Below are 25,504 nucleotides of genomic sequence, written 5' to 3'. Positions count from 1 at the left end.
GCAGGGGAACCCGCCTGCGATCGAGCAAAGTGTCCATCCGCTGTTGGCGGGTCAACAGTTAGATCACCACATTGCGCACAAAGCGCACCGCCACGTCGCCGTCATTGCGATAGGCGTGGGCCTGGCGGCTGGCGAACATGAAGAACTCACCGGCGCCGACCGGTTTTTCCTGACCATCCAGCACCAATGTCAGGCGGCCTTCGAACACGAACAACTGCACGCTCCAGCCATCCGGGTCCGGCTCGGGGCTGTAGCAATCGCCCGGCTCCAGGCGCATCTCCCACAGCTCGACTTCACGCCGCGCCGTGGCCTTGGCAAGCAATACAGCTTTGCTGCCGGGGATGTCACCGGCCCAGGCCAGTTCGTTGATACGGCTATGGTCAGGTGCATCCGGGGCCTGGATCAGGTCGCTGAAAGCCACGTCCAGCGCTTCGGCGACGCGGTCGAGGGTGGACAGGCTGACGTTTTTCTCGCCAGCCTCGATGGCCACCAGCATGCGTCGGCTGACCCCGGACTTTTCCGAGAGCGCGGTCTGGCTCAAGTCGGCGGCATGACGCAGGCGACGAACATTCTGGCTGACATGCTGCAGGACCGAGGCCCGTTGCGGATTTTCTTTGTGCACTATATTGCTCAATGGGTGGGTGTGCGCAGTATACTGCCCAGCGTGCGGCGCATTGTGCGTTCCGCGCCCTTCCCTTGCAAGACTGAGCCGCCATGACCACCCCGAATGCTCCCTCGCGTTTCAACCGCTTCAGCAAAGCCGAATGCATCCTGGTGTTCATCACCATGATCTGGGGCGGCACCTTTTTGCTGGTGCAGCACGCCATGACTGTCAGCGGGCCGATGTTTTTCGTGGGCCTGCGGTTTGCCGCGGCGACGATCGCGGTTGGTTTTTTCTCTTTGCGCACCCTGCGCGACCTGACCCTGTTCGAGTTGAAAGCCGGCGTATTTATCGGCGTGGCGATCATGTTTGGTTACGGGCTGCAGACCATCGGCCTGCAGACGATTCTGAGCAGCCAGTCGGCGTTCATTACCGCGCTCTATGTCCCGTTCGTGCCGTTGTTGCAATGGCTGGTGCTGGGTCGTCGGCCAGGGTTGATGCCGAGCATTGGCATCATGCTGGCGTTCGCCGGGTTGATGCTGTTGACCGGCCCGGCCGGTGCTTCGCTGAATTTCAGCCCCGGCGAGATCGCCACGCTGGTCGGTGCGGTGGCGATTGCCGCCGAGATCATCCTGATCAGCGCATTTGCCGGGCAAGTGGACGTGCGCCGGGTGACCGTGGTGCAACTGGCCACGGCGTCGTTGTTGTCGTTCCTGATGGTGGTGCCGATGGGCGAGGCGTTGCCGGGGTTCTCCTGGTTGCTGTTGTTCAGCGCGGTGGGCCTGGGCTTGACCAGCGCGGTGATCCAGGTGGCGATGAACTGGGCGCAGCAAAGCGTTTCGCCGACGCGGGCCACATTGATTTATGCCGGGGAACCGGTGTGGGCCGGCGTGGTTGGGCGGATTGCCGGGGAGCGGTTCCCGCCGATTGCCATGGTCGGGGCGGCGTTGATCGTGGCGGCGGTGGTGGTGAGTGAGTTGAAGACGCGCGGGCAGAAGGCCATCGAATTGCAAAATGCGCGGGAACAGGAACAGCAGGGGTAAGGTCCGAGCCCGGGCGGTGGCTGTCAAATCGCCATCCCGGGCACGCCCAGCGTCCACAATCAGGCGCTGGTGCGCGTGGTGGGGGGTTAGCTGAAACAATGCCAAATAGGCGTTTTCAGCCTACCTTGTAGGATCCTGCCACACGTTGCCGTTTGGTGATCAAGAAAGCGGCACGTATGATGCATCCCAAACTCCCGCAGATTAGAAGCCTATGTCCCTGATAGTTCTACTGCTTCTGCCTTTTATCGGCAGCTGTCTGGCGGCCTTGCTGCCGCACAACGCACGTAACACCGAATCCTTGCTGGCCGGCCTCATCGCCCTGATCGGTACTGTTCAAGTCGCCCTGCTCTACCCTCAAATCGCCCACGGCGGGGTGATCCGCGAAGAATTCATGTGGTTGCCCAGCCTGGGCGTGAATTTCGTCTTGCGCATGGACGGCTTCGCCTGGCTGTTCTCGATGCTGGTGCTCGGCATCGGCACGCTGGTGTCGCTGTATGCGCGTTACTACATGTCGCCGGACGATCCGGTGCCGCGCTTCTTTGCGTTTTTCCTGGCATTCATGGGGGCCATGCTCGGCCTGGTGATCTCCGGCAACCTGATCCAGATCGTGTTCTTCTGGGAACTGACCAGCCTGTTCTCGTTCCTGCTGATCGGTTACTGGCACCACCGCGCCGATGCGCGACGCGGTGCCTACATGGCGTTGATGGTCACCGGCGCGGGCGGTTTGTGCCTGCTGGCCGGCGTGATGCTGCTGGGGCATATCGTCGGCAGCTATGACCTGGACTTGGTCCTGGCGGCGGGCGATCAGATTCGCGCGCACTCGCTGTACCCGGTCATGCTGGCCCTGGTGCTGATCGGCGCGTTGAGCAAAAGCGCGCAGTTCCCGTTCCACTTCTGGCTGCCCCACGCCATGGCGGCACCGACACCGGTGTCGGCCTACCTGCATTCGGCGACGATGGTGAAGGCCGGCGTGTTCCTGCTGGCCCGCCTGTGGCCGTCGCTGTCCGGCAGCGAAGAATGGTTCTGGCTCGTCGGCGGCGCCGGCGCCCTGACCCTCCTGCTCGGCGCTTACTGCGCCATGTTCCAGAACGATCTCAAGGGCCTGCTGGCCTACTCCACCATCAGCCACCTTGGCCTGATCACCCTGCTGCTCGGCCTCAACAGCCCACTGGCCGCCGTCGCCGCAGTGTTCCACATCCTCAACCACGCCACCTTCAAGGCCTCGCTGTTCATGGCGGCGGGCATCATCGACCACGAAAGCGGCACCCGCGATATCCGCAAGCTCAGCGGCCTGGTGCGCCTGATCCCGTTTACCGCAACCCTGGCGATGGTGGCCAGTGCGTCCATGGCCGGCGTGCCGTTGCTCAATGGCTTCCTGTCCAAAGAGATGTTCTTCGCTGAAACCGTATTCATCTCGTCGACCGCCTGGGTGGAAATCGCCCTGCCGGTGATCGCGACCATCGCCGGCACGTTCAGCGTGGCCTACGCGCTGCGTTTCACCGTGGATGTGTTCTTCGGCCCGCCTGCGACGGACCTGCCCCACACCCCGCACGAGCCTCCCCGCTGGATGCGCGCGCCGGTGGAGCTGTTGGTGTTCACCTGCCTGCTGGTGGGGATCTTCCCGGCCCAGGTGGTCGGCTCGATCCTCGCCGCCGCCGCGCTGCCGGTCGTCGGCGGCGTGTTGCCGCAATACAGCCTGGCCATCTGGCACGGCTGGAACGCGCCGATGATCATGAGCCTGGTGGCGATGTGCGGCGGGGTGCTGCTCTACCTGCTGCTGCGCAAGCAACTCAAGCGCGGGCGCTTCAAGTACCCGCCGGTGATCAGCTACTTCAACGGCAAGCGCGGCTTCGAGCGCTGCCTGGTGCTGATGATGCGCGGTGCGCGCAAAATCGAGAAACGCATCAGTACCAAGCGCCTGCAGACGCAGTTGTTCCTGCTGGTGCTGGTCGCCGTGATCGGCGGGCTGATCCCGCTGCTCAACAGCGGCCTCAGTTGGGGCGACCGGCCGAAGATCCCGGGTTCCATCGTGTTCGTCACCCTGTGGCTGCTGGCGATTGCCTGCGCCCTCGGCGCCGCCTGGCAGGCCAAGTACCACCGGCTGGCGGCCCTGACCATGGTCAGCGTGTGCGGCATGATGACCTGCATCACCTTCGTGTGGTTCTCGGCGCCGGACCTGGCGCTGACGCAACTGGTCGTGGAAGTGGTGACCACCGTGCTGATCCTGCTGGGCCTGCGCTGGCTGCCACGGCGGATCGAAGAAGTGTCGCCACTGCCCAGTACGCTGCGCAAGGCACGCATTCGTCGCTTGCGCGACTTCCTGTTGTCCACCGTGGTCGGTGGCGGCATGGCGCTGCTGTCCTACGCGATGCTGACCCGCCAGACGCCTAACGACATTTCCTCGTTCTACTTGAGCCGCGCCCTCCCCGAAGGCGGCGGCAGCAATGTGGTGAACGTGATGCTGGTGGACTTCCGTGGCTTCGACACCCTCGGCGAAATCACCGTGCTCGGCGCCGTGGCGCTGACCGTGTATGCCCTGCTGCGACGCTTCCGCCCCTCCAAGGAAAGCATGCAACTGCCCGCGCAACAGCGCCAACTCGCGCCGGACGTAGCCACCGACCTGATCAACCCGCGCCAGGCCAGCGACACCGCCCTGGGCTACATGATGGTGCCGGCGGTGCTGGTGCGCCTGCTGCTGCCGATTGCGCTGGTGGTGTCGTTCTATCTGTTCATGCGCGGCCACAACCAACCGGGCGGTGGTTTCGTCGCGGGCCTGGTGATGTCGGTGGCGTTTATCCTGCAATACATGGTCGCCGGCACCCAGTGGGTCGAGGCGCAGATGAGTCTGCGGCCGATGCGCTGGATGGGCTTCGGCCTGTTCTCGGCGACTCTCACCGGGCTCGGCGCATTGTTCGCCGGCTACCCGTTCCTCACCACCCACACCTGGCATCTCAGCTTGCCGGTGTTGGGCGACATCCATATCGCCAGCGCCCTGTTCTTCGATGTCGGCGTGTACGCCATGGTCGTCGGCTCGACGCTGCTGATGCTCACCGCCCTCGGTCACCAATCGGTGCGGGCCCATAAACCGAGCAACCAGCCGAAAACCGTTGCCACACCGGAAGGAGCCGCCTGATGGAAGAAGTCATCGCAATTGCCATTGGGGTCCTGGCGGCCTCCGGCGTCTGGTTGATCCTGCGGCCACGGACGTTCCAGGTGGTGATGGGTCTGTGCCTGTTGTCGTATGGGGTCAACCTGTTCATTTTCAGCATGGGCAGCCTGTTTATCGGTAAAGAGCCGATCATCAAGGACGGCGTGCCGCAAGACCTGTTGCACTACACCGATCCCCTGCCCCAGGCCCTGGTGCTGACGGCGATCGTGATCAGCTTCGCCATGACCGCGCTGTTCCTCGTGGTACTGCTGGCGTCGCGGGGCCTGACCGGCACCGACCATGTGGACGGCCGGGAGCCCAAGGAATGACCTGGGTCAACCAACTGATCGTCGCGCCGATCCTGCTGCCGTTGCTGACCGCCGCGCTGATGCTGATGCTCGGCGAGAAGCACCGTCCGCTCAAGGCGCGTATCAACCTGTTCTCGAGCATGCTCGGCCTCGCTATCGCCATCCTGCTGTTGTACTGGACGCAACAAGGCGGCCCCGGTTCGATCGGCGTGTACTTGCCCGGCAACTGGCAAGTGCCGTTCGGCATCGTGCTGGTGGTGGACCAACTGTCGGCGCTGATGCTGGTGCTCACCGGGATCATCGGCGTGAGTGCGTTGCTGTTCGCGATGGCGCGCTGGGACCGTGCGGGCACCAGTTTCCATGCGTTGTTCCAGATCCAGATGATGGGCCTCTACGGCGCCTTTCTCACCGCCGACCTGTTCAACCTGTTCGTGTTCTTCGAGGTGTTGCTGGCGGCCTCCTATGGCTTGATGCTGCACGGTTCCGGCCGGGCGCGGGTGTCGTCGGGGCTGCATTACATCGCGATCAACCTGCTGGCCTCGTCGCTGTTCCTGATTGGCGCGGCAATGATCTATGGCGTCACCGGCACACTGAACTTCGCGGACCTGGCGCTGAAAATCCCGCTGGTGCCAGAAGCCGATCGCGGCCTGTTGCATGCGGGTGCGGCGATCCTCGCCACCGCATTCCTGGCCAAGGCCGGCATGTGGCCGCTGAACTTCTGGCTGGCGCCGGCGTACTCATCGGCCAGCGCGCCGGTGGCAGCGATGTTCGCGATCATGACCAAGGTCGGCGTGTACACCGTGCTGCGCCTGTGGACCCTGCTGTTCTCCGGCCAGGCCGGGGCGTCGGCGCTGTTCGGCGGCGACTGGCTGGTGTACGGCGGCATGGCGACCATCATCTGCGCGGCGCTGGCGATGCTGGCGGCGCAGCGCCTGGAGCGCATGGCCAGTTTGAGCATCCTGGTCTCGGCCGGCATCCTGCTCTCGTCGGTGGGGTTCGCCCAGCCGAGCCTGACAGCCGGAGCACTGTTCTATCTGGTCAGTTCCACGCTGGCGTTGAGTGCGCTGTTCCTGCTGGCCGAATTGATCGAACGCTCACGCTCGGCCAACGACCTGCCGCTGGATGAAGAGATCGATGCGCTGCCCAAAGCCATGGAATCCCTGCATCCGCGCCCCGGCGTCAACCTCGATGACGAACAGAAAGCCGTGGTCGGCCAGGTGATTCCCTGGACCATGGCCTTCCTCGGCTTGAGCTTTGTCGCCTGCGCCCTGCTGATCATCGGCATGCCGCCGCTGTCGGGGTTTATCGGCAAACTCAGCCTGTTGAGCGCGCTGGTCAATCCGCCGGGCTTGGGCCATGCGCTGGATGAGCCTGTCCGCCCTGCCGCGTGGGGCCTGGTGACGTTGCTGATCCTGTCCGGCCTGGCCTCGCTGATCGCCTTCGCCCGCCTGGGCATCCAGCGCTTCTGGACCCCGGAAGAACGCCCGTCACCGCTGCTGCGCCGTTATGAGTGCGTGCCGATCTTCTTCCTGCTCGGCCTGAGCATCCTGCTGACCTTCAAGGCCGAGCCGCTGATGCGCTACACCCTGGACACCGCCAAGAGCCTGAACAACCCGGAACAGTATGTGATGGCGGTCATGGCCACGCGCCCGGTGCCCAGCCCTGAAGCCAAGACCGCGGCGCTGGAGGTGCAGCCATGAAGCGCCTGTTCCCGGCCCCGTGGTTATCGCTGGCGTTGTGGGTGTTGTGGCTGCTGCTGAACCTGTCGATCAGCCCCGGCAACCTGTTACTGGGCGCGCTACTGGGTTTGCTCGCGCCGCTGCTGATGGCGCCGCTGCGCCCGCTGCCGATCCGCATCCGCCGCCCCGGGGTGATCATCCGCCTGTTCTTACGGGTGGGGCGTGACGTGATCATCTCCAACCTGCAAGTCGCCTGGGGCGTGCTGGTGTGCGGCTCGCGGCCACCGCGTTCGCGCTTTATCAAAATCCCCCTGGACCTGCGCGACGCCAACGGCCTGGCCGTGTTGTCGATGATCACCAGCGTGACCCCCGGCACCGTCTGGTCGGAACTCGCCCTGGACCGCAGCATCCTGCTGCTGCACGTCTTCGACCTGGACGATGAAGCGCAGTTTATCCAGCACTTCAAACACGACTACGAACGGCCCTTGATGGAGATCTTCGAATGAGCGCCCTGCTCTCCAATGCGATCCTGTTCAGCCTGTTCCTGTTCTCGCTGGCCATGGCGCTGACACTGGTCCGCCTGTTCAAAGGCCCATCGGCCCAGGACCGGGTCCTGGCGCTGGACTACCTGTACATCCTGGCGATGCTGATGATGCTGGTGCTGGGCATTCGGTATGCCAGTGATACCTACTTCGAAGCGGCGCTGTTGATTGCGCTGTTTGGCTTTGTTGGGTCATTTGCCCTGGCCAAATTCCTGCTGCGTGGCGAGGTGATCGAATGATGCCGTTATGGGTTGAAGTGTGCGTGGCCGTGTTGCTGGTGCTGAGCAGCGTGTTTGCCCTGATTGGCGCAATCGGGTTGCTGCGCATGAAGGATTTCTTCCAGCGCATGCACCCGCCGGCACTGGCCTCGACGCTGGGCGCGTGGAGCGTGGCGTTGGCGTCGATCATCTATTTTTCGGTGCTCAAGTCCGGGCCGGTGTTGCATGGCTGGTTGATCCCGATCTTGTTGTCGATCACCGTGCCGGTGACGACGCTGCTGCTGGCGCGCACCGCGCTGTTCCGCAAGCGCATGGCCGGTGACGATGTGCCCGCCGAGGTCAGCAGCCGTCGCTGAGTTCTGATGCGACACGGTCAAAAAAATGTGGGAGGGGGCTTGCCCCCGATAGCAGGGTGTCAGTGAATGCAGCTGTCGCTGACACACCGCTATCGGGGGCAAGCCCCCTCCCACATTTGGATCGAGGCTAGGCGAAGGATCGGATGTGCGCCGCCAACTCCGCCAATTCGGCATCATCCGCCCGCACAAAATCGTGGGACGAGATGTACCCCTCGTAGCGATCAAAGAACTTGTCGACCCTGGAACTGATGGGCTTGAAGTCACTGTCCTGCCCGGTCCCATGCATGGGAAACAGCTTCGCATGCAGGTGATCCACCCCGTAGCCTTCCAGAATCATCCCCGTGCGCGCCACATCGGGAAACGCCCGGTCGATCTGCTGCGCGGTTTTCTTCGCCGCCACCACCAGACCTGCCAGCACTTCATCCGACTGGGCGAAGGCATAGCTTCCGTAGTGCTGCTTGGGGATCACCACGCTGAAACCGGGCGTGTTGGGGAAAATAGACAGGAAGGCCATATGCTGTTGGTCTTCCCACAGAATATGGGCCGGGGAGGTTTTTCGGACAATGCTGCAGAAAATACAATCCATTTGAATCACCGTCAGTTTCATCATGGGCTTGGTCTGGTCGACCATCTAAAGCCAGGATTGGGCGGGCGTCAAAACAAATGGGCTTTTTCCAGAACGTCGCAGGTTGGCTACGGCTCGAAGCCGTGTTCCGACAGCGTTGCGAAGACCGGCCCTTCGCGCATGTTTCGCTGAGCCCAAAATGAAAAACGCCCCGAACCAGTCGGGGCGTTTTTCATTCAGCGTTTACTGATCAAGCCTGATCAGCCAAGCGCCACGTCGTCCCACCCTTGCCGTCTTCCAACACCACACCCATCGCGGTCAGTTGGTCACGGATCCGGTCGGACTCCGCCCAGTCCTTGTTGGCCCGCGCCGTCAAGCGCGCCTGGATCAGCGCGTCCACTTCAGCCGCATCCACACGCCCTTCGGCGCCGGCTTGCAGGAAGTCGTCGGCTTCCATCTGCAACACGCCCAGCACGCTGGCCAGTTCTTTCAGGCGTGCAGCCAGACCGGCCGCTGCGTCGAGATCGCTCTCACGCAGGCGGTTGATCTCGCGCACCATCTCGAACAGCACCGCGCAGGCTTCCGGTGTGCCGAAGTCGTCGTTCATCACTTCGGTGAAGCGGGCCACGAACGCTTCGCCGCCGGCCGGCGCCACAGAGGGCAGGCCTTTCAACGCGTGGTAGAAACGCTCCAGGGCGCCTTTGGCGTCCTTGAGGTTGTCTTCCGAGTAGTTGATCGCGCTGCGGTAGTGGCTGGACACCAGCAGGTAGCGGACCACCTCCGGGTGGTACTTTTCCAGCACGTCACGGATGGTGAAGAAGTTGTTCAAGGACTTGGACATCTTCTCGCCATTGATGCGGATCATGCCGCAGTGCATCCAGGCGTTGGCGTAGGTCTTGCCGGTGGCGGCTTCGCTTTGGGCGATTTCGTTTTCGTGGTGCGGGAACTCGAGGTCGCTGCCGCCGCCATGAATGTCGAAGGTCTCGCCCAGGCAGCAGGTGGACATCACCGAGCATTCGATGTGCCAGCCCGGACGCCCGGCGCCCCAAGGCGATTCCCAGCTTGGCTCGCCGGGCTTGGTGCCTTTCCACAGCACGAAGTCGAGCGGGTCTTGCTTGGCTTCGTCGACTTCGATGCGCGCGCCGATGCGCAGGTCTTCGATTTTCTTGCGCGACAGCTTGCCGTAGCCCATGAACTTGGCGACGCGGTAGTACACGTCGCCATTGCCTGGAGCGTAGGCGTAGCCCTTGTCGATCAAGGTCTGGATCATCGCGTGCATGCCCGGGATATGGTCCGTGGCACGCGGTTCCATGTCCGGCTTGAGGATGTTGAGGCGCGCCTCGTCCTCGTGCATGGCGGCGATCATGCGCGCGGTCAGGACGTCGAACGGCTCGCCGTTTTCCTTGGCGCGGTTGATGATCTTGTCGTCGATGTCGGTGATGTTGCGCACATAGGTCAAGTCGTAGCCGCTGAAACGCAACCAGCGGGTCACCAGGTCAAAGGCGACCATGCTGCGGCCGTGGCCGATGTGGCAGTAGTCGTACACGGTCATGCCGCACACGTACATGCGTACCTTGTTGCCATCCAACGGCTTGAAGACTTCTTTGCTCTTGCTGAGCGTGTTGTAGATCGTTAGCACGACGGTTCCTTAAATCACTGGCCCCACGAATCACGCAAGGTCACGGTACGGTTGAATACCGGATGGCCAGGTTTCGAGTCCTTGATATCCGCGCAGAAGTAGCCTTCGCGCTCGAACTGGAAACGGTCTTCCGGCTGTGCATTGCCAAGGGATGGCTCGGCACGACAACCCGTGAGTACTTGCAGGGAGTTCGGATTGATGTTGTCGAGGAAGCTCGCGCTGTCTTCGGCTTTCTCAGGGTTCGGCGAACGGAACAGACGGTCGTACAGACGCACTTCGCACTCGACGCTGGCGGCGGCCGGCACCCAGTGGATCACGCCCTTGACCTTGCGGCCTTCAGGGTTTTTGCCCAGGGTTTCTGGATCATACGAGCAGCGCAGTTCGACGATGTTGCCCGCGGCGTCCTTGATCGCTTCGTCGGCGCGGATCACGTAGCTGCCGCGCAGGCGCACTTCGCCGGTAGGTTCCAGGCGCTTGTAGCCTTTTGGCGGCTCTTCCATGAAGTCGTCACGGTCGATGTAGATTTCACGGGCAAACGGCAGTGCGCGCACGCCCATGTCTTCTTTCGGGTGGCGTGGCAGTTCGAGGTTCTCGACCTGGCCTTCCGGGTAGTTGGTGATCACGACTTTCAGCGGGCGCAGCACGCACATGGCGCGCGGGGCGCTGTGGTCGAGGTCGTCACGGATGCTGAATTCGAGCATGCCGAAATCGACCACGCCGTCGGAACGGTTGGTGCCGACCATTTCGCAGAAGTTGCGGATGGACTTGGGCGTGTAACCGCGACGGCGGAAGCCCGACAGCGTCGACATGCGCGGGTCGTCCCAGCCGTTGACGTGCTGTTCATCCACCAGTTGCTTGAGCTTGCGCTTGCTGGTGATGGTGTAGTTCAGGTTCAGGCGGCTGAATTCGTACTGGCGCGGGTGTGCCGGAACCGGCAGGTGCTCCAGGAACCATTCGTACAGCGGACGGTGGCTTTCGAACTCCAGGGTGCAGATGGAGTGGGTGATGCCTTCGATGGCGTCCGACTGGCCGTGAGTGAAGTCGTAGTTCGGGTAGATGCACCACTTGTCACCGGTCTGGTGGTGATGGGCATGGCGGATGCGGTACATGATCGGGTCGCGCAGGTTCATGTTCGGCGAGGCCATGTCGATCTTGGCACGCAGTACACGGGCACCGTCTGCGAACTCACCGGCGCGCATGCGGGCGAACCAGTCCAGGTTCTCTTCCACCGAACGGTCGCGGAACGGGCTGTTCTTGCCCGGCTCGGTCAGCGTGCCACGGTATTCCTTGGCCTGTTCAGGGGTGAGGTCGTCGACGTAGGCCTTGCCGGCCTTGATCAGCACGATGGCCCAGTCGAACAACTGGTCAAAATACTTGGACGCATAGCGCACTTCACCGGACCATTCGAAGCCCAGCCACTTGATGTCGCTTTCGATGGCGTCGATGTATTCCTGGTCTTCCTTGGCCGGGTTGGTATCGTCGAAACGCAGGTGCGTGACGCCACCGAACTCCTGGGCCAGACCGAAGTTCACACAGATCGACTTGGCGTGACCGATGTGCAGGTAGCCGTTGGGCTCCGGCGGAAAGCGCGTGACGATCTGCGTGTGCTTGCCCGAATCCAGGTCCGCCTGGATGATCGGGCGCAGGAAATTGACCGTGGCGGCAGGACCGGCCTTGGCGTTCGAGGTAGGGTCGACAGTGGGCTTGCTCATATTATCCTTGAACAGACGAGTACGTGGCCTTGGGCAGGCCAGATAAAACAAAGGGCTTATCATAGCCGAAGCGGTCAACCGCCTGACAGGGTGCGGCCAAAAACTGCTGCTTTAATTGCCCGGGCGGTAAAAAACCACCTCGAAATTCCCGCAGGGCACGCTAAACTGCGCGTCTTGGCCAACGTTTAGCCAAACAGGTCAGGCGCACAGCGCCCGAACCCACGAATTCCCTGAAAAGAGTAGTACACATGACTCAAGTCAAACTGACCACCAACCACGGTGACATCGTCATCGAGCTGAACGCCGAGAAAGCGCCGATCACCGTCGCCAACTTCATTGAATACGTGAAAGCCGGCCACTACGAAAACACCGTTTTCCACCGTGTCATCGGCAACTTCATGGTCCAGGGCGGCGGTTTCGAGCCTGGCATGAAAGAAAAGAAAGACAAGCGCCCAAGCATCCAGAACGAAGCGGACAACGGCCTTTCCAACGACAAATACACCGTCGCCATGGCCCGTACCATGGAGCCGCATTCGGCCTCCGCGCAGTTCTTCATCAACGTCGCCGACAACGCCTTCCTCAACCACAGCGGCAAGAACGTGCAGGGCTGGGGCTACGCGGTGTTCGGTAAAGTCACCGAAGGCACTGACGTCGTCGACAAGATCAAAGGCGTTGCCACCACCAGCAAAGCCGGCCACCAAGACGTGCCAGCAGACGACGTGATCATCGAGAAAGCCGAGATCATTGAGTGATATTGCTGATTTCAGACTTGCATCTGGAAGAGGAACGCCCGGACATTACCCGGGCGTTTCTGGATTTACTCCACGGCCGCGCCCGTGGCGCCCAGGCGTTGTACATCCTCGGGGACTTCTTTGAAGCCTGGGTTGGCGACGATGGGATCACCCCTTTCCAGCGCTCGATTTGCGCGGCCCTGCGCGAACTGAGCGACAGCGGCACCGCGATTTTCATCATGCACGGCAACCGCGACTTCCTGCTCGGCAAGACGTTCTGCAAAGCCGCAGGCGCCAAGCTGCTCAAGGACCCGAGCGTCGTGCAACTCGCCGGCGAGCCCGTGCTGCTGATGCACGGCGACAGCCTCTGCACCCGCGACGTCGGCTATATGAAGCTGCGGCGCATCCTGCGCAACCCGATTGTGCTGTTTATCCTGCGTCACCTGCCCTTGCGCACCCGCCACAAACTGGCGCGCAAGCTGCGCAACGAAAGCCGGGCGCAGACGCGGATGAAAGCCAACGACATTGTCGACGTCACCCCCGAAGAAGTGCCGCGGGTGATGCAGCAGTTCGGTGTGCGTACCCTGGTCCACGGCCATACGCACCGCCCCGCCATTCATAAGTTGCAGATCGGCGAGCAGGCGGCCAAGCGTATTGTGCTGGGGGATTGGGACAAGCAAGGCTGGGCATTGCAGGTGGATGAGCAAGGGTTTCAGCTGGCGGCGTTTGACTTCGTCAATCCGCAACTGGCACTGCCCGGCGCCTGATCAACTGTGGGAGGGGGCTTGCCCCCGATGGCAGTGGGTCAGCTTCAAATAGGTTGACTGATACACCGCTATCGGGGGCAAGCCCCCTCCCACAGTTGATTGCATTCCAACCTTGGTTGATTGCATTCCAACCCTGGTTGATTGCATTCCAACCTTGGTTGATTGCATTTCAGCCCTGGTTGATTGCATTCCAACCTTGGTTGATTGCATTTCAGCCCTGGTTGATTGCATTCCAGCCCTGGTTGATTGCATTTCAGCCTTGGCCGATCAGTGTCCTGATGCAGCCGGGCCCGCCTTCGCGGTAAACGGCGGTTTGGCCAGCCACACCAGCAGCATCAAGCCCATGAACATCCACCCCAGCAACGTGAAGTAATCCACGGTGGACATCATGTACGCCTGGCTGGTGAGGATCTGCTCGAGTTGGGCGTAGGCCTTTTGCCCCGCGCCGCCCAACGCATTCAACGCATCGCGGGTCGCCGCGTCGTAGGTGGTCATGTTCTCGCTCATGTACGCATGGTGCTGGTCGGCGCGGCGAATCCAGATCCAGGTGGTCAGCGAGGCCGCGAAGCTGCCGCCCAGGGTCCGCAGGAACGTCGCCAGGCCGGCGCCGTCGGCGATCTGGTGCGGCGGCAGGTCGGACATCAGGATGCTCAAGGTCGGCATGAAGAACAGCGCCACGCCGATGCCCATGAACAACTGCACCAGGGCGATGTGCTGGAAGTCCACCTCATTGGTGAAACTGGCGCGCATGAAGCAGCTCAAGCCAATCGCCAGGAACGCCAGGCCCGCCAGGACGCGCAGGTCGAATCGGTGCGCGTACTTACCGACAAACGGCGACATCAGCACCGGCAGAATACCGATCGGCGCCACGGCCAGCCCGGCCCAGGTCGCGGTGTAGCCCATCTGGGTTTGCAGCCACTGCGGCAGGATCAGGTTGATGCCGAAGAAGCCCGCGTAGCCGAGGACCAGCACGATGGTGCCGATGCGGAAGTTGCGGTAGGCAAACAGCCGCAGGTTGACCACCGGGTGTTTGTCGGTCATCTCCCAGATGATGAACACCGCCAGGGCAATCACCGAAATCGCCGCCCCCACGATGATGAAGTTGGATTCGAACCAGTCCAGGTCGTTGCCCTTGTCGAGGATGATCTGCAACGCGCCGACCCCGACGATCAAGCTCAACAACCCCACATAGTCCATCGGCTGGTAGCTGGTGACCACCGGGCGTTTCTTCAACTGCGAACGCACCACCATCACCGCAAAGATGCCGATGGGCACGTTGATGAAGAAGATCCACGGCCAGCTGTAGCTGTCGGTGATCCAGCCGCCGAGGATGGGGCCGGCGATCGGCGCCACCACCGTGACCATCGCCAGCAGTGCCAGGGCCATGCCGCGCCTCGCCGGCGGGTAGACCGCGATCAGCAACGTTTGGGTCATCGGGTACAACGGCCCCGCCACCAGGCCTTGCAACACCCGAAAGCCGATCAGCTCGGGCATCGACGTGGAAATACCGCAGAGAAACGAGGCCAGCACAAACAGCACGGTGGCCCAGAGAAACAGCTTCACCTCGCCGAAGCGCCGGCTCAACCAGCCGGTCAGCGGCAGGGCAATGGCGTTGCTCACCGCAAACGAGGTGATCACCCAGGTGCCCTGCTCCGAACTCACGCCAAGGTTGCCGGAAATGGTCGGCAACGCCACGTTGGCGATCGTGGTATCGAGCACCTGCATGAAGGTCGCCAGCGACAGGCCAATCGTGGCCATCACCAAGCTGGGTGGCGAGAAGGACGCGTTCTGGCTCATCAGCGTTGCACAGCCTTGGGCGCGGCGAGGCTGTTGTCATGAATCAACTGGGTGATCATGGCATCGGCTTCGGCCAACTGGCGGTCATACACGTTGGTGGTGAACGAGGCCTTTTGCGGCGCCTGTTGCGCCAGTACCGGGCCGCTCTGGTCATGCAGGTCGACGCTGACCACCGTGCTCAAGCCCACCCGCAGGGGGTGTTTGGCCAGTTCTTCGGCATTGACGTGGATGCGTACCGGCACCCGTTGCACGATCTTGATCCAGTTGCCGGTGGCGTTCTGCGCAGGCAGCAAGGCAAACGCGCTGCCGGTGCCGGCGCCGAGGCTGTCGATGGTGCCGCTGAACTTCACATCGCTGCCGTAAATGTCCGCTTCGATGTCCACCGGTTGGCCGATACGCATATTGCGCAGTTGGGTTTCCTTGAAGTTGGCATCGATCCACAGCTGGTTCAGCGGGATCACCGCCATCAACGCCGTCCCCGGCTGCACGCGCTGGCCCAGTTGCACGGTGCGCTTGGCCACATAGCCAGTGACGGGGGCGATCAGGGTGCTGCGCGCATTGGCCAGGTAGGCCTGGCGCAGTTGCGCGGCGGCGGCTTGCACGTCCGGATGGGACGAGATCACCGTGTCGTCGACCAGGGCGTTGCTGCTTTTGAGCTGCTGCTCAAGGTTGGTCAGGGCATTCTTGGCCGCGGTCAGGCTGTCGCGGGCGTGGGACAGTTCTTCCTGGGAAATCGCCCCGCCCTGGGCCAGGGTCTTACGCCGGTTGTAGTTGTCCTGGGCAGTTTGCACGTCGGCTTTCTGCGCATTGACCTGGGCTTTCATGCCGTCGACGTTGCTGTACAAGCCCCGCACCTGGCGCACCGTGCGGGCCAGGTTGGCCTGCGCACTTTGCAGGCCGACCGCGGCGTCGTTAGGGTCGAAGTTGATCAACACCTGGCCTTCGTGGACCAGGTCGCCATCGTCGGCGCCGATGCTGACCACGGTGCCGGTGACCAGCGGGGTGATTTCCACCACGTTGCCGTTCACGTAGGCGTCGTCGGTGCTTTCATTGAAGCGGCCGTAGAGTTCATACCAACCCCACACGCCGACCACGCCGAGGATGACGATCAGCACCAGGCCGACCAGCATGACTTTGCGTTTGCGCGGGTTGTTATCGGGCGTTCCCGTTGCGTTGTTGCTTTCGGCAGTGGCCATGTCAGTTACCTCAAATTATTCCGTGCGTGTAGCTGGGGTGGTCGATGCCACATTTGCGGCGTCGTAGCCGCCACCCAGGGCTTGCATCAATTGGATCGACAGATCGATTTGCGCGGCGTTCAAGGTCGCCAGCTGACGCTGGGCCTGCAGCAATTGCTGCTCGATGCTGAGCACGTCCAGGTAGTTGCCGATCCCGGAGCTGTAACGCTGCATCGCGGTGTCGTAGGACTGCTGGGCAATGTCCGCGGCGTGTTGCTGGGCCTGGATCTGCCGACCGGTTTCGCGCAGTTGTGAAAGGCTGTTGCCAATATCGCCGAGGGCTTGCACCAGGGTTTTGTTGTACTGGGCCACGGCCAGGTCATAGTCGGCATCGCGCGCATCGAGGTTGGCGCGCAGGCGGCCGCCATCGAAAATCGGCAGCGAAATCGTCGGCGCAATGTTGAAGAAGCGGCTGGCCGAACCGAACATCGCATCCCCCAGCAACGACTCGGCCCCGGCGCTCGCGCTCAGGTTGAGGTTGGGGTAGAAGCTGGCCTTGCCGGCGGCGATATTCTTGCTCGCCGCTTCCACCCGCCAACGTGCGGCGATCAGGTCCGGGCGCCGGCCCAGCAGTTCGGCGGGCAGCACCGAGGGCACGGCGACGGCGCTGGGCTTGAGCACCGCCGGGCGCGCCAGTTCGTTGCCGCGGTCCGGGCCTTTGCCGAGCAATACCGCCAGGGCGATTTTCGCGCTCTGCAGTTGTTTTTCCGCATCGATCAGTTGCGACTGGGAGCTGGCTTCCAGGCTTTCGGTCTGCTGGTACTGGTACCGGCTGTCGATGCCCGAGTTCAGGCGGCGCTGGCTCAGGCTGAGCATTTGCCGGGTGCGCTTGAGGTCGTCATTGGCCAGGTCCCGCACGATATGCGCCTGGCCCAGGTCGCTATAGGCCTTGGCCACATCGGCCGCCAGGGTCAGGCGCGCGGCCTGCTGGTCGACTTCGGCGGCGCGGGCCTGGCCCAACGCGGCTTCCCAGGCAGCACGCTGGCCGCCCCAGAGGTCGAAGTTGTAGTTGAAGCTGGCGCCGATGTTTCGCACCGTCGAGTAGGCATCGCCCTGCCCCAGCGGGTCCTTGTCCCTGGCCAGGCGCGAACGGCTCACACCGGCGCTGGCGTCCAGGGTCGGCAGGCGTGCGGCGTTGGCGGCATAGGCGGCGGCTTCGGCCTGGTGGGCGCGGGCGCTGGCCACTTGCATGTCGGGACTGTTTTGCAGGGCTTCCTGGATCAAACCGTCGAGCTGCGGATCGCCGAGGCTTTTCCACCAGTCGGCGCTGGGCCAGGCGGCGCTCGACAGGGTCACGCCGGTCAACGACTTACCGGTCTGCAGGGTGTTCGCGTCGAGGCGTTGGCCCTGGGTGTCGAGGCCGCTGAAATTGGCGCAACCGGCCATGCTCATGGCCGCCAGCACCAGGCAAAGGGCACGTGTATTCATGCTTTACCTACCCGCTGCAGGGTGATCGGATCACCGGCAGCTATCAGCATTTTCTTGAGGAGCTTTTCCAGGGTTTGCAATTCATCCGGCTCCAGTGCGCCGGCCAACTGGTTCAACGCCTCGGCGCCGATATATGGCAGCCTGTCCGCCAGGCGCTGGCCGTCGTCGGTCAACACCAGTTGCACTTGGCGACGGTCCAGCGCCGAACGCTTGCGATCAAGCAGGCCTTTTTGCTCCAGGCGATCGAGCATGCGGGTCATCGAACCGCTGTCCAGGGACAGGTGGCGACACAGCTCCGCCGGGGTGTCGACACCGAACTGCGCCATGATGATCAACACCTTGAACTGCGCGGCGGTGATGCCGTGCGGTTCCATATGGGTGTCGATGATTTTGTCTTTAAGGATCGCCGCACGGCCCAGCAACAGCCCGAGGCGGCAGTTGTGGAAGTTGTCCGGGGTGAAGTGTTTCATCGGAAGTCACCTTATTACTGCCTAGGCAGCGAATGTGTGACGAGATATTACTGCTTAGGCAGCTAATGTCAAATGAAATGATTAGCTTGCTTGGTATATGCGAGCACAGACACCCGCTCCCACTTTTTTACCGAGTCCGGCGCTAGAAATCGCGCTTGTAGAAAATATCCAACGAACTGGCCACCCCACTGGCCACTTCCAGGTACACCTTCTTGCTCAACAGGTAACGCAAGGCAATGGTGCTGGCCGGCTCGAACACCCCGACCCCATAACGCAGGCTGAGCTTCTCCGAGATCTTGCCGCTGGCGACCACGGCGGTGTTGGTGCCGCTGCCTTGGGTGTCGAGCTCGAAATCCTGGATGCCGAGGTCCTTGGCAATGTCCGAGGTCACGCCGGCACTGCCCATCAAGCCCAGGCCCAGGGCGGCTTGGGCGAGCATATTGTTGTCTTCACCGGTGGTGCTCAGCGGGCGGCCGAGCACCAGGTAGGACAGCGCCTGCTCCTGGCTCATGGCCGGCTCGGAGAAGATCTGCGTAGTGGGCTGTTCGGCGCTGCCGCTCAGGCGGATACCGGCGACGACATCGCCGGTCTTGCGGATCGCTTCGATATCCAGATAAGGCTGGTCGAGCGGCCCGGCGAACAGCAAACGCGCACGGCGCACATCCAGCTTCTGGCCGTAGGCACGGTAGCGGCCGTCGTTGAGCCACAGCTCGCCGCGGGTGTCCAGGTTGTCGCCGATATGCACATGCCCCTGCACCTTGGCGGTGAGGCCGAAGCCCGAGAAGTTGAGCTGGTCTTCACCCACCGCCACGTCGATATCCATCGCCATTGCCATCGGCGGCTTGCCCTCTTCGGTCTGGCTGCCGACGATCACCGTGTCATCGGAGACCTTGACCGTCGACGGCGGCAGTTCGCGCACGGTGATGTCACCCCGCGGGATCTGCACCTTGCCGGCGATCGCGAGCTTGTCGTTCTTCAGGCTGATCTTCAGGTCGGGCGCAACTTCCAGCACCGCGTAAGGTTCGACGGTGACCGGCAGGTGCGCGCCTTGCAGGCTGAGGTCGACCGCCAGGGCGCGGCCCCAGTCGATGTGGCCCTTGAGGCTGCCCTGCCCGGCCTTGCCGCTGTGCCAGCGGCCATCGAGTTGCACGCTTTCGCCGGCAATCAGCGCCTGTACGTTCAAGCCTTCGAGGCTGATGGGCAGTTCCGCCCCGGAAATCTCGCCGCCCACCAGATTCATGCTGCCGTTGACCAGCGGCGCCAGCAGGCCACCGGAGATGCGGCCATTGCCGTTGAGCTTGCCGTTGAGTTTTTCCACCATCGGCACAAACGGCCGCGCCACGGTGAGGTCCAGACCGGTGAGGCTGAAAGTACCGGTGATCGGCTTGTTTTTCGCCAGCGGGTTGATCTGTGCCTGCAACCGCAACTCACCGAGCTTGCCGCCCTGGAAGTTGAGCTGGGTGTCGATGCGCTTGGGGTTGAGAGTGGCGTCCAATTGCAGCGTGTCGTAGGGGAAATCCAGCCACTGGTGCTTGTCCTTGACGCGCAACGTGCCGCCACTGGCATCCACTGCGATCACGCCTTTGGGGCCGCTGGCCGGCAGGTCGAGCTGTACGTCGGCGTTGAGCGTGCCCTGCCAGGCGAAGTCCTTGGGCAACCAGGCCGCCAGGCTATCGATGGGGAATTGCTTGAGGTGGTAACGCAGCTTCGGTTCAGGCATCAGGCGCTGATCTTCAGCACACAGGCTGGCCGGGCCCGCGACCCAGCAGTGGGCGGCGAAGGTCAGCCTGCCATCGGCCAGGCGCTCGATTTTCGCCGGGGCCTGCAGCTTCCAGTCCTGGCCGCCGGCCTGCACGTCACCGCTGGCCAGGCGTCCGCGCCAGTTGCCTTGGTCGAGGTTGCCATCCAGGGCCAGGGCCAGCTTGACCAGTGGGCCGGCCAGATCCAACTGGACCTTCTGTTGCCTGACATCGCCCTGGGCGCTGGCTGTCAGGGTGCCGACTTGGCTGTCGCCGCTTTGGATGCCGCTGCCCTTGAGGTCGATCTTTGCGCGCTGGGCGTTATCGAGCGTGGCGTCGAGGCTCAGGCTTTGCAGGCGATTGTCGGCAAACGCCAGTTGCTGGCCCTTGAGGTCGAGTTTGCCTTGAGGCGCTTTGAGGCTACCGGCCACATCGAGTCGGCCATTGACCTGCCCGCGTAACTGCGGCCACAGCTGGGCCAGCCGCGTCAGTTTGATATCGATCTGCCCGGCCAGGCGTTGTTGCAGGCTGCCGCTGCCGTTGATGCGGTTGTCGCCCAGGCGGATATCCAGGTTGGCCAGGGTCCATTGCTCACCCGCGCCTTCGGCCTTGGCGGCCAATACGGCGGGCTGCCCGCGCAGACGGCCCTTGAGGCCGAGGTCGGCGCTCAGTTTGAGCTGCTGGTTCTTGAACTCGCCTTTGCTGCGCAGCGGTCCGGCCAGCGTGCCTGGCAACTCCGCGACCCAGTACGCCGGGTTCAGCGCCGACAGGTCGAGCGCCGTGTCCCAGGCGAGGCCGTCGGCGAACTGCAGGTTGAGGTGGCCTTCGGCCTTGCCTTGGCCAGCGGTCAGTTTCAGCTCGGGCAGGAACACTTGTTTGAGGTCGCCGCTGAACGGCGTGACCACATTGAATTTGCCCGCGGGGCCATCGAGGTCGGCCTTGAGGTTGCCGAGGTAGTTGCCGTCTTTATAGGAAATTTCACCATTGAAGGTGCGCAAGATGACTTGCGGCTCGTCAATCAAGGGGTAGAGGCGATGCCAGGGAAAGTCCAGCCAATCGATTTTCGCATCGGCGCTGAAGCCCTGCTGCCAGTCCAGCTGTGCCGTGAGTTTCAGGCTTTGCTTGTCACCGGCGCTCAGATCCAGGCCGGCGATCTGCGCGCCCTTGGCATCGACCTTACCTTGCAGCAGTAAGTCCACCGGGCCCTTTTCTGCGGGCAGTACGGCTTTGCCGAGCAATTGGTAACCGCTGTCCAGGTCGCCTTTGGCGGTGAGGTCAAGTTGATTGAGTTGCAGGGTGTCAGGCAAATCGGCGCTGGGTTTGAAGGCGTCGGCGGTGATGTGCAGCTGTGCCGGCAGGTTTTCCACCAGCGGCTGCAACTCGCCGCTGAGCTTGGCCGGCAGGTAGCCGCTGCTGTCGGCGTCGAGCTTGAGGGTCTTGAGCAGGTCGCCATCGGCCCTGAACGCCACCGTCCACGGCGCGCCGCCGGGGGCGTAAGGCAGGCTCAGGTTGCCGCTGGCGGTCAACGGCCAGTCACCGCTGGGTTGGAGTAGCCCGGACAGGTCCAGCACCAGATCGTCGCGTTGCAGATGCACGGAATCGATCTGCAGGCCCGCGGCGGTCCAATGCGCCGCCAGTTGCATACCCTTGAGTTCCTCGCTGCCGTTAAACAGCAGGCTGCCGACGCGAACGTCGCCCAACTGGAGCGCAACCGGCAACTTCAGCGCCGGCAGCTGGATCGGCCCGCTGCTCGGCTCCGTGCTCGGCGCAAATTGCAGGCTGACTTGATCCACCGCCAACCGGTCAATGCACAGCGTCAGGCGCAGCAGGCAGGCCGGCGACCAGTCGAACGTCGGCGCGTTGAGTTCGACACGGTCACTGCCCTGCTGCCACAGCAGATGCTCGGCACTCCATTGGCCGCCCAAACGGCCCTGAAAATTGTCCACGCTCAAGCCCGGCACCTGGCCCAACGCCCAACGGCTGCCCGCCTGGGTTCCGAGTACGGTCCACAGCGCCAGCAACACCACGGCCAGGAGGGCAACGGCAGCCAGCCCGGCTATTTTCAAACCACGCATCACAGCTCAGGCCCCATGGAAAAGTGCAAACGGATACCGCCCGGGTCTTCCAGGGCATGGGCCAGGTCGAGGCGAATCGGCCCGACGGGCGACACCCAGCGCAGGCCGACGCCCACGCCGGTTTTCAGGCTTGGCATTTCCAGGGTGTTGAAGGAGTTGCCCTGGTCGATAAAGGTCGCGATCCGCCATTTTTCGGCGATGGAATATTGATACTCGGCGCTCAAGGCCACCATGTAGCGGCCACCGATGCGGTCGCCACGGTCGTTCTCCGGCGACAGGGTCTGGTACTCGTAACCACGCACGCTCTGGTCGCCACCGGCAAAGAAACGCAGCGACGGCGGCACCGACTTGTAGCCGTTGGTGGCGCTGCCGCCGATCTGCGCCCGCGCGAGGAAGCGGTGCTTGTCCCACACGGTGGTCAGGCCTTTGACCATGGCCGTGCCGTAAAGCAGGTTGGTGTCGGAGCCGAAGCCTTCCTTGGCCAGCTTGGTGTCGAATTGCAGGCGATAGCCGTGGTGGGGATCGATGCGGTTGTCGCTGCGCAAATAGGAATAGCTGAGCCCCGGCATCAACAGGTTGCTCAGGCCCGAGTCATCGCCCAGGCGATACTCTTCACGCTGCCACTTGAGGGAGACCACCCGGGTCCAGCCGCTGGGCAACTTGCTGTGCCATTCCGGGCCGAGGGTGAGCAATTTACTCAGGGTGTCGGTGTTGGCCAGTTCTTCATTCTGGTAGCCGCCGGCAAAACGCAGTTTGTCGGTAAGCGGTGGGTCGAGCGGGATGTCGTACCACAGGCCGACGTTCTGCCGTGGCGCCGACAATTCGGCTTCCCAGCCGTAACTGTGGCCCTGCGGATTGACCCAGTGGCGCGTCCAGTTGGCTTTGCCGCGCGGGCCGACGTCGGTGGAAAAGCCGAGGCCCAGGCCCATGGTGCGTGGCTTGCGGGTTTCCAGTTGCACCGCGACCGGGATCACATCGTTGGCCGACGCAGCCGGCGCGGCGTCCACCCGCACGCCCTCGAAAAAGCCGCTGGCTTGCAGGTTCTGGTTCAACTCGGCGATCAGTTCGGAATCGTAGGGCGCGCCGTTTTTGAACGGCACCATGCGTTGCAACAGTTCTTCATCGAACGGCGTATCGCCGGCAAAATTGACCTTGCCCAAGGTGTAGCGCGGGCCGCTGTAATACACCAGTTCGATATCGGCGACGCCCGCCTTGGGGTCGACCGACAGGGTCTGGCGGGTAAAGCGCCCATTGAAAAAGCCGTAGCGCGAGGCCTGGTTCTGGATCAGACGCTTGGCGTCTTCGTAATGGCCGTGGTTGAGCACGGCACCGGATTCAAGGTCGCGGCTGGCAGGCACACGAAAGGCTTTGAGGGCCGCGGCCGGGCCGTCGACCCGAATGGTCACGTCGCGCAAATGCACCGGTTCGCCGGGCTCGATGGTCAGGGTCAGGCGCGGGTTCTTGCCGCCCTGCACATCACTGCTGATCTGCGGCTGATAGAAGCCCAAGGCCTGGGCCGCTTTGCGCGCCTGCTCTTCGGCGCCACGGCTGAAGCGCAGCAACGCTTCTTCATCGCGATCGCCTACCCCGCCGATGTAGCCTTCGATGTTGGCTTTCAACGCGTCGTTTGAGGGTTTGACTCGCACGTCCAGTTCGCTTTGCGCCAAAGCGCCGCAGCTTGTGAACAGCAGAATCAAGCCGCTGGTGAATCTTCCTGGAAACTTCATAGGCGCGGATGCTACACGAGCTGAGGAGACTCTTTGAACTCGGATTTATCTGAAAATCCTGACTCAAGTCGTTACAGCCTGTAACGGCTGTGGATTGGCATGGAAAAACACATGCTCCAGGATCGGTCCTACAGCAACTTCGCCGATTTCCTCATAACCCTGACGCTTGTAGAACTCCAGGTAACGTGAGTTGCCGGTATCGAGCACCACACCGGACGAATGCGGGTCCTCGGCGCACCAGTTGTGTACCGCGCCGAGCAGTTGCTCACCGAAGTGCTTGCCCTGGAATTGCGGGTGAATACCCAGCAACGGCAACACATGCACCGAATCGCTGGGCAGGCACGCCAGCACCGCCTGGTGATAATCCAGGTAACGCCGCGTCCCCCGCACACCGGTGCTCAACCACATGCGCAATTGCCACGCCCAGCTCTCGGTGATGCCCAGGCGCCGCTGGGGTGGCGCGATCAACGCAACGCCGATCAGTCGGTCGTCGACGAACAGGCCGATGGCGGGAAGCTTCTGGAAAAAATGCTGTTTGACCAACTCGCGCACGGTGGCACGGACCCGCTGCTCATACCCCGGCCGCTCAGCTTCGAAGATGTAGGCGAACGTCGGCTCATGGCGATAAGCCTGGTACAACAGGGAGCGCGCTTCGCTGGAATAGTCGCTATTGAGCAGGCGGATTTCGGCAATCGCAGTTGAAGTGTCAGACATACAGTGAATCTCCCTGGGCGCCATTCAAAAGACGGCGTTCTTATGGGTACGAACTTACGCAGCGCGAGTCGTTCCCAGACATTAGCAGCGCATCCGTCCTACCGCCACGCTGGCCCCCGTCCGACTTGTCGGCTAGCATCGCCCTTTTGCCAGACTGGACAGCCGACCATGAAAATCGTCTCTTTCAATATCAACGGGCTACGGGCTCGCCCGCATCAGTTGGCGGCGCTGATTGAAAAGCATCAACCCGATGTGATCGGCCTGCAGGAAACCAAGGTCCACGACGACCAGTTCCCGCTGGCAGAAGTGCAGGCCCTGGGGTATCACGTGTACTACCACGGCCAGAAAGGCCATTACGGCGTGGCCCTGCTCTCGCGCCAGGAAGCGCTGAGCGTACACAAAGGCTTTGCCAGCGATGAAGAAGACGCCCAGCGCCGCTTTATCTGGGGCACCTTCGCCGATGCGCAAGGCAACCCGATCACCATCATGAACGGCTATTTCCCCCAAGGCGAAAGCCGCGACCACCCCACCAAGTTCCCGGCCAAGCAGCGCTTCTACGCAGACCTGCAACAGTTGCTGGAAAGCCAGTTCAGCAACGACCAGGCGCTGGTGGTGATGGGCGATGTGAATATTTCCCCGGAAGACTGTGACATCGGCATTGGCCCCGACAATGCCAAGCGCTGGCTGAAAACCGGCAAGTGCAGCTTCCTGCCGGAAGAGCGCGAGTGGATGGCCCGCCTGAAGAACTGGGGCCTGGTGGACAGCTTCCGCCACCTCAACCCCGACGTGACCGACCGCTTCAGCTGGTTCGACTACCGCAGTCGCGGGTTTGAAGATGAACCCAAGCGTGGCCTGCGTATCGATGTGATCCTGGCGTCCAACGGCTTGCTGCCCAGGGTCAAGGATGCTGGGGTGGACTACGAACTGCGCGGCCTGGAAAAACCCTCGGACCATGCACCGATCTGGCTGGAATTGAGCTGACTTCACGGACGGCACGCTTAAACAATGTG

The 25,504-nt window shown here is 62.6% G+C and carries 22 protein-coding genes; 11 read left to right on the top strand and 11 right to left on the bottom strand.

The genetic code is table 11. The features are described from left to right. Positions 1-58 precede the first annotated feature (58 nt). Positions 59-622, bottom strand: a complete 564-nt coding sequence (locus tag AC07W0_RS07345; RefSeq protein WP_017848086.1) for a helix-turn-helix domain-containing protein — start codon at positions 620-622, stop codon at positions 59-61. Between the two features lie 92 nt (positions 623-714). Here AC07W0_RS07345 and AC07W0_RS07340 point away from each other — a divergent pair, with 92 nt between their 5' ends. The 7 genes from AC07W0_RS07340 (at position 715) to AC07W0_RS07310 (ending at position 7,895) form a co-directional block, all read left to right on the top strand. Continuing rightward, positions 715-1,644 carry a DMT family transporter gene (locus tag AC07W0_RS07340; protein WP_046485013.1) on the top strand — a complete coding sequence of 310 codons (930 nt, stop codon included), beginning with the start codon at positions 715-717 and terminating at the stop codon, positions 1,642-1,644. Between the two features lie 211 nt (positions 1,645-1,855). After that, the gene (locus AC07W0_RS07335; protein ID WP_017848088.1) at positions 1,856-4,777 is read left to right on the top strand and encodes a monovalent cation/H+ antiporter subunit A; all 2,922 of its coding nucleotides are present in this window, start codon (positions 1,856-1,858) and stop codon (positions 4,775-4,777) included. Beyond that, on the top strand, positions 4,777-5,121 hold the full coding sequence (locus AC07W0_RS07330; RefSeq protein ID WP_007986256.1) for a Na+/H+ antiporter subunit C: 345 nt from the start codon (positions 4,777-4,779) through the stop codon (positions 5,119-5,121). The genes AC07W0_RS07335 and AC07W0_RS07330 overlap by 1 nt, the downstream gene beginning before the upstream one ends. After that, the gene (locus tag AC07W0_RS07325) at positions 5,118-6,800 is read left to right on the top strand and encodes a monovalent cation/H+ antiporter subunit D (protein ID WP_046382882.1); all 1,683 of its coding nucleotides are present in this window, start codon (positions 5,118-5,120) and stop codon (positions 6,798-6,800) included. Before AC07W0_RS07330 ends, AC07W0_RS07325 begins: the two co-directional genes overlap by 4 nt. Further along, entirely contained in the window at positions 6,797-7,285 is a 489-nt protein-coding gene (locus AC07W0_RS07320) for a Na+/H+ antiporter subunit E (RefSeq protein ID WP_102617247.1), read from the top strand. Before AC07W0_RS07325 ends, AC07W0_RS07320 begins: the two co-directional genes overlap by 4 nt. Beyond that, on the top strand, positions 7,282-7,560 hold the full coding sequence (locus tag AC07W0_RS07315; RefSeq protein ID WP_017848091.1) for a K+/H+ antiporter subunit F: 279 nt from the start codon (positions 7,282-7,284) through the stop codon (positions 7,558-7,560). The genes AC07W0_RS07320 and AC07W0_RS07315 overlap by 4 nt, the downstream gene beginning before the upstream one ends. Next, complete coding sequence (locus AC07W0_RS07310; protein WP_017848092.1) at positions 7,557-7,895, top strand: Na+/H+ antiporter subunit G; 339 nt, start codon at positions 7,557-7,559, stop codon at positions 7,893-7,895. Before AC07W0_RS07315 ends, AC07W0_RS07310 begins: the two co-directional genes overlap by 4 nt. Before the next feature lie 127 nt (positions 7,896-8,022). On the opposite strand, the gene AC07W0_RS07305 is transcribed toward AC07W0_RS07310, so the two are convergent. Further along, positions 8,023-8,481, bottom strand: a complete 459-nt coding sequence (locus AC07W0_RS07305; RefSeq protein ID WP_046385231.1) for an HIT family protein — start codon at positions 8,479-8,481, stop codon at positions 8,023-8,025. Here AC07W0_RS07305 and AC07W0_RS07300 point away from each other — a divergent pair. Next, positions 8,410-8,652 (top strand): hypothetical protein, encoded by a 243-nt coding sequence (locus tag AC07W0_RS07300; protein WP_173678060.1) that lies wholly within the window; start codon positions 8,410-8,412, stop codon positions 8,650-8,652. The genes AC07W0_RS07305 and AC07W0_RS07300 overlap by 72 nt on opposite strands. 58 nt (positions 8,653-8,710) lie before the next feature. On the opposite strand, the gene cysS is transcribed toward AC07W0_RS07300, so the two are convergent. Both cysS and AC07W0_RS07290 read right to left on the bottom strand, forming a co-directional pair. Next, the gene (cysS, locus tag AC07W0_RS07295) at positions 8,711-10,099 is read right to left on the bottom strand and encodes a cysteine--tRNA ligase (protein ID WP_017848094.1); all 1,389 of its coding nucleotides are present in this window, start codon (positions 10,097-10,099) and stop codon (positions 8,711-8,713) included. Positions 10,100-10,113: 14 nt separating this feature from the next. Continuing rightward, complete coding sequence (locus AC07W0_RS07290; protein ID WP_017848095.1) at positions 10,114-11,811, bottom strand: glutamine--tRNA ligase/YqeY domain fusion protein; 1,698 nt, start codon at positions 11,809-11,811, stop codon at positions 10,114-10,116. A gap of 248 nt (positions 11,812-12,059) precedes the next feature. Between AC07W0_RS07290 and AC07W0_RS07285 the strand changes: the two genes are divergently transcribed. Next, on the top strand, positions 12,060-12,563 hold the full coding sequence (locus tag AC07W0_RS07285; protein ID WP_017848096.1) for a peptidylprolyl isomerase: 504 nt from the start codon (positions 12,060-12,062) through the stop codon (positions 12,561-12,563). Continuing rightward, the gene (locus AC07W0_RS07280; protein ID WP_046484993.1) at positions 12,560-13,309 is read left to right on the top strand and encodes a UDP-2,3-diacylglucosamine diphosphatase; all 750 of its coding nucleotides are present in this window, start codon (positions 12,560-12,562) and stop codon (positions 13,307-13,309) included. Before AC07W0_RS07285 ends, AC07W0_RS07280 begins: the two co-directional genes overlap by 4 nt. A 267-nt stretch (positions 13,310-13,576) precedes the next feature. Here the strand turns inward: AC07W0_RS07280 and AC07W0_RS07275 are convergent, their stop codons facing one another. From AC07W0_RS07275 to AC07W0_RS07245, 7 genes are all read right to left on the bottom strand, one after another. Continuing rightward, positions 13,577-15,106, bottom strand: a complete 1,530-nt coding sequence (locus AC07W0_RS07275) for a DHA2 family efflux MFS transporter permease subunit (protein WP_102617248.1) — start codon at positions 15,104-15,106, stop codon at positions 13,577-13,579. Next, complete coding sequence (locus tag AC07W0_RS07270) at positions 15,106-16,302, bottom strand: HlyD family secretion protein (RefSeq protein ID WP_046484987.1); 1,197 nt, start codon at positions 16,300-16,302, stop codon at positions 15,106-15,108. The genes AC07W0_RS07275 and AC07W0_RS07270 overlap by 1 nt, the downstream gene beginning before the upstream one ends. A 15-nt stretch (positions 16,303-16,317) precedes the next feature. Beyond that, the gene (locus tag AC07W0_RS07265) at positions 16,318-17,769 is read right to left on the bottom strand and encodes an efflux transporter outer membrane subunit (protein ID WP_046484984.1); all 1,452 of its coding nucleotides are present in this window, start codon (positions 17,767-17,769) and stop codon (positions 16,318-16,320) included. Next, positions 17,766-18,239: a MarR family winged helix-turn-helix transcriptional regulator gene (locus AC07W0_RS07260; protein ID WP_017848101.1), complete on the bottom strand. Its 474-nt coding sequence runs from the start codon at positions 18,237-18,239 to the stop codon at positions 17,766-17,768. Before AC07W0_RS07260 ends, AC07W0_RS07265 begins: the two co-directional genes overlap by 4 nt. Before the next feature lie 142 nt (positions 18,240-18,381). Next, on the bottom strand, positions 18,382-22,053 hold the full coding sequence (locus tag AC07W0_RS07255) for a translocation/assembly module TamB domain-containing protein (RefSeq protein ID WP_102617249.1): 3,672 nt from the start codon (positions 22,051-22,053) through the stop codon (positions 18,382-18,384). Then, entirely contained in the window at positions 22,053-23,780 is a 1,728-nt protein-coding gene (locus AC07W0_RS07250; protein WP_102617250.1) for an autotransporter assembly complex protein TamA, read from the bottom strand. Before AC07W0_RS07250 ends, AC07W0_RS07255 begins: the two co-directional genes overlap by 1 nt. A gap of 63 nt (positions 23,781-23,843) precedes the next feature. Beyond that, the gene (locus AC07W0_RS07245) at positions 23,844-24,494 is read right to left on the bottom strand and encodes a GNAT family N-acetyltransferase (protein WP_017848104.1); all 651 of its coding nucleotides are present in this window, start codon (positions 24,492-24,494) and stop codon (positions 23,844-23,846) included. Between the two features lie 168 nt (positions 24,495-24,662). Between AC07W0_RS07245 and xthA the strand changes: the two genes are divergently transcribed. After that, positions 24,663-25,475 carry an exodeoxyribonuclease III gene (xthA, locus tag AC07W0_RS07240; RefSeq protein ID WP_046382874.1) on the top strand — a complete coding sequence of 271 codons (813 nt, stop codon included), beginning with the start codon at positions 24,663-24,665 and terminating at the stop codon, positions 25,473-25,475. The last annotated feature ends 29 nt before the right edge of the window (positions 25,476-25,504 follow it).

The sequence above is a fragment of the Pseudomonas sp. GW704-F2 genome, assembly GCF_059423025.1.
Note: the sequence above shows the minus strand (reverse complement) of the source record. Positions and strands in the feature narration are given on the sequence as shown.